Source organism: Massilia sp. ST3 (assembly GCF_018119405.1).
Taxonomy (GTDB): domain Bacteria; phylum Pseudomonadota; class Gammaproteobacteria; order Burkholderiales; family Burkholderiaceae_D; genus Telluria.
The window spans coordinates 1-12,224 of sequence record NZ_JAGPWC010000061.1 but is presented as its reverse complement, the minus strand read 5'-3'; the positions used below and the strand labels follow the sequence as shown (position 1 = coordinate 12,224).

At 66.8% G+C, this 12,224-nt stretch carries 14 protein-coding genes; 6 read left to right on the top strand and 8 right to left on the bottom strand.

The genetic code is table 11. The features are described from left to right. Positions 1–894 carry an ABC transporter ATP-binding protein gene (locus tag KBW98_RS18275; protein WP_211521592.1) on the bottom strand — a complete coding sequence of 298 codons (894 nt, stop codon included), beginning with the start codon at positions 892–894 and terminating at the stop codon, positions 1–3. Positions 895–1,111: 217 nt separating this feature from the next. Between KBW98_RS18275 and KBW98_RS18270 the strand changes: the two genes are divergently transcribed. Both KBW98_RS18270 and coq7 read left to right on the top strand, forming a co-directional pair. Further along, positions 1,112–1,564 (top strand): hypothetical protein, encoded by a 453-nt coding sequence (locus KBW98_RS18270; protein ID WP_211521591.1) that lies wholly within the window; start codon positions 1,112–1,114, stop codon positions 1,562–1,564. A gap of 31 nt (positions 1,565–1,595) precedes the next feature. Next, positions 1,596–2,240 carry a 2-polyprenyl-3-methyl-6-methoxy-1,4-benzoquinone monooxygenase gene (coq7, locus tag KBW98_RS18265; protein WP_211521590.1) on the top strand — a complete coding sequence of 215 codons (645 nt, stop codon included), beginning with the start codon at positions 1,596–1,598 and terminating at the stop codon, positions 2,238–2,240. Between the two features lie 107 nt (positions 2,241–2,347). On the opposite strand, the gene KBW98_RS18260 is transcribed toward coq7, so the two are convergent. The 4 genes from KBW98_RS18260 to KBW98_RS18245 all read right to left on the bottom strand — a co-directional run bounded on the left by KBW98_RS18260 (position 2,348) and on the right by KBW98_RS18245 (position 6,340). Further along, on the bottom strand, positions 2,348–2,770 hold the full coding sequence (locus tag KBW98_RS18260; RefSeq protein WP_211521589.1) for an OsmC family protein: 423 nt from the start codon (positions 2,768–2,770) through the stop codon (positions 2,348–2,350). Positions 2,771–2,926: 156 nt separating this feature from the next. Continuing rightward, positions 2,927–4,111 (bottom strand): ABC transporter permease, encoded by a 1,185-nt coding sequence (locus tag KBW98_RS18255; RefSeq protein ID WP_211521588.1) that lies wholly within the window; start codon positions 4,109–4,111, stop codon positions 2,927–2,929. Next, positions 4,108–4,839 carry an ATP-binding cassette domain-containing protein gene (locus KBW98_RS18250; RefSeq protein WP_211521587.1) on the bottom strand — a complete coding sequence of 244 codons (732 nt, stop codon included), beginning with the start codon at positions 4,837–4,839 and terminating at the stop codon, positions 4,108–4,110. The genes KBW98_RS18255 and KBW98_RS18250 overlap by 4 nt, the downstream gene beginning before the upstream one ends. Positions 4,840–4,870: 31 nt before the next feature. Beyond that, positions 4,871–6,340: an alpha/beta hydrolase gene (locus KBW98_RS18245; protein WP_211521605.1), complete on the bottom strand. Its 1,470-nt coding sequence runs from the start codon at positions 6,338–6,340 to the stop codon at positions 4,871–4,873. Between the two features lie 297 nt (positions 6,341–6,637). Between KBW98_RS18245 and rplM the strand changes: the two genes are divergently transcribed. Then, positions 6,638–7,066 carry a 50S ribosomal protein L13 gene (gene rplM, locus KBW98_RS18240; protein ID WP_211521586.1) on the top strand — a complete coding sequence of 143 codons (429 nt, stop codon included), beginning with the start codon at positions 6,638–6,640 and terminating at the stop codon, positions 7,064–7,066. A gap of 9 nt (positions 7,067–7,075) precedes the next feature. Next, on the top strand, positions 7,076–7,468 hold the full coding sequence (gene rpsI, locus KBW98_RS18235) for a 30S ribosomal protein S9 (protein WP_005667904.1): 393 nt from the start codon (positions 7,076–7,078) through the stop codon (positions 7,466–7,468). Positions 7,469–7,748: 280 nt separating this feature from the next. On the opposite strand, the gene KBW98_RS18230 is transcribed toward rpsI, so the two are convergent. Continuing rightward, positions 7,749–8,699, bottom strand: coding sequence for a lipase secretion chaperone (locus KBW98_RS18230; RefSeq protein ID WP_211521585.1), 951 nt, complete (start codon positions 8,697–8,699; stop codon positions 7,749–7,751). 2 nt (positions 8,700–8,701) lie between these two features. Beyond that, on the bottom strand, positions 8,702–9,631 hold the full coding sequence (locus KBW98_RS18225; RefSeq protein WP_211521584.1) for a triacylglycerol lipase: 930 nt from the start codon (positions 9,629–9,631) through the stop codon (positions 8,702–8,704). A 378-nt stretch (positions 9,632–10,009) separates the two neighbouring features. Between KBW98_RS18225 and KBW98_RS18220 the strand changes: the two genes are divergently transcribed. Continuing rightward, positions 10,010–10,567, top strand: coding sequence for a hypothetical protein (locus KBW98_RS18220; RefSeq protein WP_211521583.1), 558 nt, complete (start codon positions 10,010–10,012; stop codon positions 10,565–10,567). On the opposite strand, the gene KBW98_RS18215 is transcribed toward KBW98_RS18220, so the two are convergent. After that, positions 10,568–10,951 (bottom strand): MerR family transcriptional regulator, encoded by a 384-nt coding sequence (locus tag KBW98_RS18215; protein ID WP_229429278.1) that lies wholly within the window; start codon positions 10,949–10,951, stop codon positions 10,568–10,570. A gap of 126 nt (positions 10,952–11,077) precedes the next feature. Here KBW98_RS18215 and argC point away from each other — a divergent pair, with 126 nt between their 5' ends. Beyond that, entirely contained in the window at positions 11,078–12,115 is a 1,038-nt protein-coding gene (gene argC / locus KBW98_RS18210) for an N-acetyl-gamma-glutamyl-phosphate reductase (protein ID WP_211521582.1), read from the top strand. Positions 12,116–12,224: the final 109 nt, after the last annotated feature.

Genomic DNA, 12,224 nt, shown 5'->3' with positions numbered 1-12,224 from the left:
TCAGCAGTTCCCCGCCGCCGGGTTGTAGCGGCCGGCGATGGTGGCGAAGTAGACGTCTTCCAGGCTGGCGCGGGCCGGCTCGAAGCCGTCGCCCGGATCGTCCTCGGAATACACATGGATCAGGGTGCGGCCGCTCAGCAGGCGAGTGGAGATGACCGCGTAGCGCTTCTGGAATTCGGGCAGTTCCTGCTTGGTGACCACGCGCGCCCAGATGTAGTCCTCGATCCCGTAGATCAGGTCCTGCGGCTCGCCGCACAGCAGCACCTGGCCCTTGTTGATGATCGCCATCTGGGCGCACAGGTCGGCCACGTCGGACACGATGTGGGTCGAGAGCAGCACGGTGCGGTCTTCGCCGATGTCGGACAGCAGGTTGTGGAAGCGCACCCGTTCCTGCGGGTCCAGGCCGGCGGTCGGCTCGTCGACGATGATCAGGCGCGGGTCGCCCAGCAGGGCCTGGGCGATGCCGAAGCGCTGGCGCATGCCGCCCGAGAAGGTGCCGAGGCGCTGGTCGCGCACTTCCCACAGGTTGGTCTGCTGGAGCAGGCCGTCGACCACCTCGCGCCGCCGCGCCTTGTTCGAGACGCCCTTGAGCTGGGCGAAGTGGTCCAGCAGTTCGTAAGCGGTCACTTTCGGGTAGACGCCGAAATCCTGGGGCAGGTAGCCCAGCATGGCGCGTACTTCATCCTTTTCGTCGAGGACGTCGATGTCGTCCAGGAAGACCGAGCCGGAGTCGCATTCCTGCAAGGTGGCCAGGATACGCATCAGGGTCGACTTGCCCGCGCCATTGGGGCCGAGCAGGCCGAACATCCCGGCCGGGATGTTCAGCGTGACACGGTCCAGCGCCACCACGCCGTTGGCGTAGGTCTTGGACAAATTGCGGATGCGTAATTCCATGAAAACTCCAGATGCATGTGTGCAAGAATGTATGTATAGATTGCAAGCACTTTTTCGACACTTGCATTGTATTAAATTGTCACAGGTAACGTGGTCTTATTGCGACGCACGGGCGAAACAGGGGACTGGGCTGCAGAAAAGCGATGTTACGCGGCATGGGTAGTTTCTTTTCGTAAACACTTCGCCCGCTCGGCCAGGAAATATGGATAATGGACACATGAACACTGCCATCCAAGACAGGCTCTTGCTCCTGCTGCGCGAGGGGCACGGGCGGGACGAAGCCATCGACTGGTTCCGCGTGGCGCTGGGCCTGGTCTACCTGGCCGGGCTGATGACCAAGGAAACGATCGACTTCAAGAAGGTCGACCGCGACTACAACCGTTTCATCTACCACACCCTGGGCAAGGGCCACAGCATCGCCAGCGTGCTGCAGTACATGAGCGGGGAGAAGGTGATGCCGGTGGTGGAGTCCGGGCGCTTCATGGAAGCCTTCCAGCGCCACTGCCCGGAAGTGCCGGCGGAGTCGATTCCCTTCCTGCTCGAGCTCAACCTGGGCGTGGCCAAGAACATCTCGGGCCTGGACCCGGCCGGGCCGCTGGCCGACTGGATCGAACGCAAGAAGACCCAGACCCCCCAGGCTGGCGGCCAGGGAACGGTGCAGGGAATATAATGGCGCTTTGGCGACTTGACCCTTGACTCCTATGGCAGCGAATCGTTTTACATCTCCTTTGGACCACCTGATCGTCGGCTTCGACAAGGCCCTGCGCGTGGTGGGCGGCGTGGCCTCGATGTCGCGTCCCAATCCGGGCACGCACGCCGTCGACTGCGAACTGAGCGACGAGGAACGGCGCCATAGCGCCGGCCTGATGCGCGTAAACCACGTGGGCGAGGTCTGCGCCCAGGCCTTGTACGACTCGCAGGCGCGCTTCGCCCAGACCCCGGAAATGCGCGCCCAGTTCGAGCAGGCCGGCCGCGAGGAGGAAGACCACCTGGCCTGGACCGCGCAGCGCCTGTCCGAACTCGGCTCCCAGCCGAGCGTGCTCAATCCCCTGTGGTATGCGGGCGCCTACGCGCTGGGCAGCATCGCGGCCCGGATCGGCGACAAGCACAGCCTGGGCTTCGTGGTCGAGACCGAGCGCCAGGTGGAAGCACACCTGAACAGCCACCTGAACATGCTGCCGCCGCAGGACGCCAAGTCGCGCGCGATCGTCGAGCAGATGCGGGTGGATGAAGTGGCGCACGGCGCCAAGGCCCAGGCGCTGGGCGCGTCGGAAACGCCGCTGCCGGTGCGCATGGCGATGAAGGCGATGTCGAAGGTGATGACGACGACGGCGTATTACGTTTGAGTTGGCCGCGACCTCACAACGTCATACGCGCCACCGGCGCCTATGACTCCCCGCCTGCGCGGGGAGTCAATTCTGCCAGTGGCAGGAATGACGGTTTTTAGGCTAACTCAGACTTCCACGATCTCGTACGAATGCGTGATCTCCGCCGTCTTGGCCAGCATGATCGACGCCGAGCAGTACTTGTCGTGCGACAGGTTGATCGCGCGCTCCACCGTGGCCGGCTTGAGGTTGCGGCCGGTGACCACGAAGTGGAAGTTAATCTTGGTGAACACCTTCGGATCCGTCTCCGCCCGGTCGGCCTGCAGGGTCACGTCGCAGCCCCGCACGTCCTCGCGGCTGCGCTTGAGGATCAGGACCACGTCGTAGGCGGTGCAGCCGCCAGTCCCCAGCAACACCATCTCCATCGGGCGCGGGGCCAGGTTGTGGCCGCCGCCATCCGGCGCGCCATCCATGGCCACCAGGTGGCCGCTGCCGGTCTCGGCCCGGAAACTCATGCCCGAGGGGCCATTCCAGCTGACTTTCACTTCCATGTAGATTCTCCGCGGTTGCTCAATGCCGGGTTATTGTAAGGCAGGTATCGGGAGTGCGTTGGCGGCGCGGCCATTCCGGCGATAGCGGTCACCGCGTCGACGTAGGGTTGGCGGCTGCGCCGCCGACGCGTTCAACCGGCTCCCGCGCACCCGTCATCACACCGACAACACATACTTCTCGCTCTTCATGCGCCAGCTCGCGAACGCCACCACCGCCAGCGCCGGGATCAGCGAGCACAGGAAAGTCAGCAGATAAGGCAGCGCGCCCACGTCGCCGCCCTTGGCCGCTTCCTTGGCCAGGGTCTGGTTGGCCAGCATCGGCACCAGGTACATCCACTGCGCGGTCTTGAGGTCGAGGAAGGACACCACCATGCCCGGCACCAGCGGCGCGATCAGCACGATGCTGAGGATGGTCTGGGCTTCCTTGAAGGTCCTGGAGTGCATCGCCAGCGCCACGTAGAGCGCGCCCGCCAGCAGGGACAGCGGCACCGCCACCAGGCAGACCAGCAGCAGGGTGCCCCAGCCCATGCTCCAGGACATGCCGATCTCCTCCAGCCGCAGCCACTTGAAGATCGCGTGCCCGATCAGCAGCGAGGCGGTCACGCCGATCACCCCCAGCACGCTGGCGGCCAGCCACTTGCCGCCCACCAGTTCCCAGGTGTGGGCCGGCTGGGCCATCAGCACCTCGAAGGAGCGGCGTTCGCGCTCGCCCGCGGTGCTGTCGATCGCCGCCGCCATGGTCAGCATGAAGGCCGGGAAGAACAGGACCCCGATCATGCCGCCGATGAAGGCCGCCGAGCGCGAGGCATTGGTGCCGGTGTCGTAGCGCTGCACCTGGATCGGATTCAGGGCCGCCGGCGACACGCCGTGGGCCAGCAGGCGCGCGCTGGCGATGTTGCTGCCGTAGGCTTCCAGCACTTCCTCCACCTCGCGCCGCTGGGCGCCGCGTTCGGCCGCCGAGTCGAACCAGACCTCGATCCGCGCCGGGCGCATGGCCTGGTAGTTGTCGGCGAAATCCTCGGACAGGCGCAGCACGGCCACGGCGTGCTTGGCGCGCAGCATCTCGGCGATGGCCTCGTCGTTCATCGGCCCCGTGTCCTTGACCGTGATGTTCTTCTGGCCCAGCTGGGCCATCAGGGTCGGGGCCCTGGCGCCGCCGATCACCGCGAGCTCGATGCCTTCGCGTTCGGTCTTGGTGTTCTTGCTGATGATCTGGTTGAGGGTGAGGCCGATGATGAAGGGGTACAGCAGGGTCATCAGGATGAGGGTGGCCAGGGTGCGCTTCTCGCGCAGCGTCTCGCGCAGCTCCTTGCGGAACACGATCAGGAGTTTGGATTTCATGCGATCCCTTCCTCGGTGCCGACCAGGCTGACAAAGGCGTCCTCGAGGTTGGCGATGCCGGTGCGCCGGCACAGTTCATCGGGCGAGCCCTGGGCCACGGTATGGCCCTTGGCGATCACGATCACGTCTTCGCACAGGTGGATCACTTCCTGCATCACGTGGGTCGCCATGATCACGCAGCAGCCGTCGGCGCGCAGGGCGGCCAGCGCGGTGCGCAGCGCGCGCGTGCTCATCACGTCCAGGCCGCGGCTCGGTTCGTCGAGCAGCAGGTGGCGCGGGCGGTGCAGCAGGGTGCGCGCCAGGGCCACCTTGATGCGCTGGCCCTGCGAGAAGCCCTTGGTGCGGCGCGCCAGGATGTCGTCCATGCCGAGCAGGTCCGATACCTCGTCGATGCGCTGTCCCAGGGACGCGCCGCCCATGCCGTTGAGCTCTCCGAAATAGGTGAGGTATTCGCGCGTGCTCAGGCGCTCGTAGAGCCCGAACTGGTCGGTCAGGAAGCCGATGTCGCGGCGCACCGCCATCGGGTCCTTTTCCGGATCGACGCCGCCGACCGAGATGCTGCCGTGGTCGCGCCGCAGCAGGCCGACCAGGGTGCGCAGCAGGGTGGTCTTGCCGGCGCCGTTGGGGCCGAGCAGCGCGGTGATCTGGCCGTCGCGCGCGGTGAAGGAAACGCCGCCCAGCGCCTGGACGGCGCCGAAGGACTTGCGTACATCGTGGACTTCAATCATGGTCGGTCGCCAGTCGGGAATCGGAAGAACATCAGGGTTGCGGCCCGGCGCTGCCGAGCTGGAAGGTCGGGGCCGGGATCTCGGCCATGCAGGCCGCGTCCAGCCTGGCCTGGGGCCGGTCGAGGAATTCGCGCAGCAGGCGCGGCGCGCAGCCCAGCTGCGACACGCCATGGCCGGCATTCGCCACCACGACCTGCTGGGCGCGCGGCATGAATTTCGCGGCGCTGGCGGCGCGGTGCGGCGGCGTGACCGGGTCGAGCGCGCCCGACAGCAGCAGGGCCGGGGCATCGATCCGCGCCGGCGCCGGCGCCGGCGCCGCCGCTGCCGGCCCGGTCATGGTGCGGCACATGCCGGGGATCTGGTCGGCCAGGGTCTTGGTCAGCTGGCCGGTGTCCTGCGCCAGCAGGGCGGGCGTCATGCGCGGCACGTCCTCGGCGCACACCACGGCGAGATACAGCAGCATGGACATGTCGGCGTCCAGGCCGAAGTCGCTGCTCAGGTTCTGGCGCGCGATGAAGGGCCCCCAGCGGCCCTGGCTGGCGCTGTGGATCAGGAAGGGCAGGCGGCGCGCGTCGGCCGGCGCATACAGGATGTTGTGGACGGTGCCCAGGAAGCGTCCTGCGGTCAGGGTGAAGCTGACCGGCTGCGCGGTACGCGGGTCGGGCAAGCTCAGGGGAATGCCGCCGCGCTCCAGCCTGGCCACCAGCGCATTGAACTCGTCGCGCAGGGCGGGGAAGGCCTTGTTGCAGGCGGCATCCCTGGCGCACTGGGCGAACACGGCCTCGAGCGCGGCCTGGGCGTCGCGGGCGCCGGCCGGGATCACCTGGTCGGGCGCGGCGACGCCGTCCAGCACCAGGCTGCGCACGCTGGCGGGGTAGGCGCGCGTGTAGGCCTGGCCCAGGCGCGTGCCGTAGGAGCCGCCCCAGAGATTGACCTGGCGGTAGCCGAGCGCGCGGCGCACCTGCTCGATGTCGCGCGCGCTGGCCGCGGTGGTGTAGGCGGCGTAGCGCGCCTTGGTGCCGGTGATGCAGGCGCGCAGCTCGGCTTCCAGTTCCTGCTCGCTCATGCGCTCGTGTTCGGGCTTGCTCTTGCAGTCGAGCTTGCCCGACAGGCCGGTGCCGCGCTGGTCGATGAAGACGATGTCGCGGGTGGCGCGCACCCGGTGGAAGGCGGTGTTCAGCATGCCCAGGACGTCGGTGCCGGCCTGGCCGGGACCGCCGGCCAGCACGAACAGCGGGTCGCCGCGCGTGCCCTGGCGGAAGGCCGGGGCGACGGTGACGTGCAGCTTGAGCGTGCCGGCGCGCGGCTCGGCGTAGTCGAGGGGCACGGAAACGCTGACGCAGCGCAGGGCGTCGACCGAACCGGGCAGGTGGCAGCTGCGGGCCGCGGCCGGCGGGGAAGCCGGGGTGGAGGACTCCGGGGCGGCGGCCCCCGCGGAGCCTGCCGCCACCAGCAGGGGCAGGGCGGCGCGCAGGAGGGCGGCGCGGAATACAGGATGCATCTTCACTGGGTCTCCTTGAGGTTGCCAATATGGTAAGTTGGTCCTCTTTCCGGGGTCAATCTATTGTTTCACTACTGCATCAAAACAGGAGTTTGGATTAGCTCAGCGGAAACATCTTGCGCTAAAACGGGGGCGCGCAGTAAAAAGCGACAGGATTCCGAATGCGGATTGACGTGACAACCCGGCTGGGCTATCATCGTGGGCTTTCCGTTTGCTCAGGAAAAGACAATAAGGACGAGTCCGCTGATGTCTGGGGCGGAACCACCATTTGAGCAATTTTTTGATTAGGAAGTCAACATGAAAACTTTTTCCGCTAAGGGCCATGAAGTCCAGCGCGACTGGTTTGTGATTGACGCGACGGACTTGGTCCTCGGACGTGTTGCCAGCGAAGTGGCACTCCGACTGCGCGGCAAACACAAGCCGGAATTCACTCCGCACGTCGATACCGGCGATTTCATCATCGTCGTCAACGCAGGCAAGCTGCGCGTGACCGGCACCAAGGCCACCGCCAAGACCTACTACCGTCACTCGGGCTACCCGGGCGGTATCTACGAAACCAACTTCCTGAAAATGCAACAGCGCTTCCCGGGCCGCGCCCTGGAAAAGGCTGTCAAAGGCATGCTGCCGAAGGGCCCGCTGGGCTACGCCATGATCAAGAAGCTGAAAGTGTACGCGGAAGGCACCCACCCGCACGCAGCACAGCAACCTCAAGCACTGACTCTCTAAGGAACTGACATGATCGGTAACTACAACTACGGCACCGGCCGTCGCAAGAGTGCAGTCGCTCGCGTGTTCATCAAGGCCGGCACCGGCCAGATCATCGTGAACGGCAAGCCGGCATCGGAATACTTCTCGCGCGAGACCGGCCTGATGGTCATCCGTCAGCCGCTGGAACTGACCGGCAACGTCGAGCGCTTCGACATCAAGGTCAACGTGCACGGCGGGGGCGAGTCGGGCCAGGCAGGCGCCGTCCGTCACGGCATCACCCGCGCACTGATCGACTACGACGCAGGCCTCAAGGGCGACCTGGCACGCGCCGGTTTCGTCACCCGTGACGCCCGTGAAGTCGAGCGTAAGAAAGTTGGTCTGCGCAAAGCACGTCGCGCAAAGCAGTTCTCGAAGCGTTAATCGCATCCACAGCGCCTTGTGCGCTGTTGCAAAAGCCGCCTGCTGCAAAGCTGGCGGCTTTTTTGTTTTGGAAGAGGGAGACGAGTTGTCGCACCCTTTTGCCACGCGCCTTTTGCACGTCATCCCGGCGAAGGCCGGGATCCAAGTTTGCTCGCGTTTCGACGGCATAAACTTTGAATGGAACGCGAACAAACTTGGGTTCCGGCCTTCGCCGGAACGACGGTTCAAGGGCCAACAATATTTGCATCCAACCGCAACGATGCAAATATCCTTTGCACCCCTACGGCATCCCCTCCTCATACGCCGGCAACCTGCGCTGCTCCTCCTCCGAGAACAAGCGCCCCCGCAGCGCCGCCAGCGTCCCCGCATCCTTCTGCGTCCGCCGCGCGTCCAGGTAAGCGCCTATCCTGCGCTTCCAGTCCGCCTCTTCCCGGTCCACCTCGGCCAGCCTGCGCGCCGCCTCGGGATCGAAGGCGGCCGCGCGCGCCTGGAACACGGCCTCGTCGCCGGCCCCCTGCGCGCGCAGGCGCTCCACCGCTTCCTCCAGCTGCGCCACGCGCAAGGGCGCTGCGCGCGCCTCCCGCACCTCGGGCGACAGGGCGGCGTCGAGCGCGGCCAGGCGTTCGCGCTTTTGCGCCTCATCCAAGGTGCGGTCCTGGCGCACCTCGAGACGGGCCAGCGCATCCTGCTGCTCGCCATCCTCGCGCCCGAACATCGCGCGGGTCTCCTGCGTGCTGAAATAGCGCGCGCGCAGGGTGCGCATGGCGAGCAGGCGCTTGCGGATTGCCGTGACGTCGGCGCCCGCCAGGTCCTTGCGCTGTTCCAGCGCCGCCAGCGCCCGCTTGTAGTCCAGGTAGCGCCCCAGCAGCGCCTTGGCGGCGCCGGATGCCGGCGGACGCAGGCGCCGCTCCAGTTCGCGCTCGATCTGCGCGCGCACCTGCTCCGGCGTCTTCTCGCCGACCGCCGCCAGGTAGTAGTCGAACAGTTCGACCAGTTCCTCGTCGGCCACCAGCACGTCGTCCGCCGCGACCGCCAGCGCGCCGTCGGTGCGCGTGCCTTCCAGCGAGCGGGCGAAGGCCGGCGCGGGGGCGGGCTTGGCGGCCGGCGCCGCCGCCGGCTCAAGGCTATCGCTGGCGCCGCGCTGGGAAGCCCACCACAGCAGGCTTCCGAGCAGCGCGGCGGCAGCCAGCAAGGCCAGCGCTTCCTTGACCATGGTCTGGCTGCGCCGCATGCTTACAGCCCCATCTCGCGAAGGCGGTTGGCCTGCTGGCGGAAGATGGTCTTGGGGTTGGTCTCGAACAGGTTGACCAGGCCCGCCACCTGGTTGACTTCATCCAGGTGGTTCATGGCGTAGTCGTCGCGGATCACGCGCCCCAGCCGACTCGAGCAGCTGCCCACCAGCCCGTCGTTCTTCTCGCCGCGGAAGGCCAGCGAGAGCAGGGCCATCGAGGCGTCGATCGGGTCGAGCAGGTTGGTGAAGGGCTGGGCGCCGCTCCACGAGAAGTAGTGCACGCCCTTGACCTGGTAGTCGCCTTCGCCGCAGGCGCTGCGCGGCACGCCCTGCGGATGGCGCGTGTTGAAGGCGCTTGCACCGGCCGTCGTCATCGAGGCCAGCGCCGCGGTCGACATCTGGGTGCTGCTGTCGCCCGACAGGAAGGCGATCGTGCCCGCCACGCCGTTGACGATGGAGGCCAGCGCGGTCTCCGAGAAGGAGCCCGGGGCCACCGTGCCGCGCACGATGTCCGCCAGCGGCGCGCCCTTGTGCACGCCGCCGACGCTGGTCACCGAGGCGACCAGCTGGGGCGCCACCGAGGCCACGTAGCGCACGGTGGGCCCGCCGTGGCTATGGCCGATCAGGTTGACCTTCTGCGCCCCGGTCGCCGCCATCACGCGCTTGACGTAGGCCAGCAGCTGCTCGCCGCGCACTTCGGTGCTGTTGGCCGCGGTGACCTGGGCGATGTGGACCTGGGCGCCATCCTTGCGCAGGGTGTCGGCGATGCCGAACCAGTAGTCGTAGGGGCCGATGGCGTCCCAGCCGAGGAAGCCGTGCACCAGCACGATGGGGTAGCGCGTCTGGGTGTAGCCGGCAGCCGAAGCCTGCGCAGGGAAGAGCGAGAGGGCGAGCAGGGCCGCGCCGATCCATTGAACGATCCGCTTGATCATGGTGTCTCCGTTGTGGGTTGTGTGGGTGTGCCGGCTGGGCCAGATTACGGCGAATGGCAACGCGGACTCAAGCGCCACACCGTTTCCTATATGCACGTTAATATTCGTGGCGGATAGTTCTGCCGGAAAAATGACACGATCGTTCTATTTTCAACCGATCATGGATGACGGGCGTGAGCTTGGAAAGGACGAGCGCAGGCAGCGCATGTTTCTGAGCAAAAAACACATTTCAGAAAAGTCCGAGGCACTTTCACAACAGCAGATGGGAAAACACGAGCGTTTCATGCAAAACGGGTAGCGCAGGCGCTTGACCCTGCCATTAGCGTCAGCCTTCACGATGGTGTTCCGCGCACGTTCGCGCATCAACGGAGGATTTCCATGCAAGGCTCTTACCTCATCGTCCCCTTATTCGCCCTGGCCCTGGCGGCGCCCGTCCACGCCCAGGACAATCCCCTCGGCACCGCGCCTGCCTGCGGCCCGGCCCAGGACAGCCAGGACGGCCGCTCGCTGGCGGCGGTCGCGCCGACCCTGTACGACATCGTTTCCGGCCCCGCCGGCGCGAAAAAGGATTGGGAGCGCATGTTCAAGATGTTCGCCCCCGGCGCCCTGGTCACGCCGACTTCGCATGGCGCCGGCGGCTTCGGGGCCGCGCCCCAGACGCCGCGCCAGTTCGCCGCCCTCAACGAGCGCCTGTTCGGCCAGCGCGGCTTCTACGAGCGCGAGGTGGCGCACCAGGTGAGCCAGTTCGGCCACATCGCCCATGTCTACAGCAGCTATGAAACGCGCGACCGCCCGGACGGCCCGGTGCTGCGGCGCGGCGTCAACAGCCTGCAGCTGCTGCACGACGGCGCGCGCTGGTGCGTGCTCTCGGTGACCTGGGATGCGGAAACGCCGGCGCACCCGATTCCCGCCGCGCTCGACCACACCAAGCCTTGATCAGGGCCCGCCGCGGCGGCGCTGTTCCTCGAGGAAGGCCAGGCGCGCGCCGGCGCTGGCCCGGATCTCCATCAGCGCGGCGATGCGCTGGTCCAGCTCGTCCAGCTTGTCATGGTAGAGGGCGATCACGTCGGCGCAGACGGTGCGCAAGTCGGGCGGCTGCGGCGCGAGCATCGAGGCCACGGGCCGGATCTCGTCCAGGGTGAAGCCATTGCGCAGCAGCACGCGGATGCGTTCGACGAACTGGACCGCGGATTCGTCGAACAGGCGGTAGCCGTTGTCTTGCCGGATCGCGTCCAGCAAGCCCGACTGTTCGTAGTGGCGCAGCGCGCGCACGCTGGCGCCGGTGCGCTTGGCCAGTTGGCCGATCGAGATCATTTTCATTCGGAAATTATAGCGGCAGGAGCGGGGCGGCAAACCGGGACGGCGCGCCGCCCCGCGCGCGCATCGCTGTTAAAATTGCAGCCTCGTCCTGGACAGGGCCTTATCACCATTACCGAAGGAAAGAACATGATCAAAGTTGGCATCGTTGGCGGAACCGGATATACGGGCGTGGAATTGCTGCGGCTGTTGGCCGTCCACCCGGATGTCCAGCTGACCGCGATCACCTCGCGCAAGGAAGACGGCCTGCCGGTCGCCGACATGTTCCCCTCGCTGCGCGGCGTGGTCGACCTGGCCTTCTCGAGCCCGGACAAGGCCGACCTGACCCAGTGCGACGTGGTGTTCTTCGCCACCCCGCACGGCGTGGCCATGGCCCAGGCCCCGGCGCTGCTGGCGGCGGGCGTGAAGGTGATCGACCTGGCGGCCGACTTCCGCCTCAAGGACCGCGCCACCTTCGAGAAGTGGTACAAGATCGAGCACACCGCGCCCGAACTGCTGGAAGAGGCCGTCTACGGCCTGCCGGAGCTGAACCGAGAAGACATCAAGAAGGCGCGCCTGATCGCCAACCCGGGCTGCTACCCGACCACCATGCAGCTGGGCTTCTACCCGCTGCTCAAGGCCGGCGTCATCGATGCGGGCAGCCTGATCGCCGACGCCAAGTCGGGCGTCTCGGGCGCGGGCCGCAAGGCCGAGATCGGCACCCTGTTCTCGGAATCCAGCGACAATTTCAAGGCCTACGGCGTGCATGGCCACCGCCACACCCCTGAAACCTCGGCGCAACTGCAGCGCTACACCGACCAGCAGGTCGGCCTGATCTTCACCCCGCACCTGGTGCCGATGATCCGCGGCATGCACGCGACCCTGTATGCGCGCCTCACCAAGGACATCGACAACGCCGCGCTGCAGGCCCTGTTCGAAGAGGAGTACAAGGACAGCGAATTCGTCGACGTGATGCCGTTCGGCTCGCACCCGGAAACCCGCTCCACCCGCGGCTCGAACATGCTGCGCCTGGCGCTGCACCGTCCGGAAGGCGCCAATACCGTGGTGATCCTGGTGGTGCAGGACAACCTGGTAAAGGGCGCTTCGGGGCAGGCGGTGCAGTGCATGAACCTGATGTTCGGGCTGGAAGAGTCCAAAGGGCTGAAGCAGATTGCGCTGCTGCCGTAAGCGTTTCGATAACCTGTCCGTGGGGGGGGCCACACGGCCGGGGGAGCCCCGCCCCGGGGAAACGCACCGGGCCGCCGGGGGGCGCCGCGGCGCCCCCCACCCCCCCCCC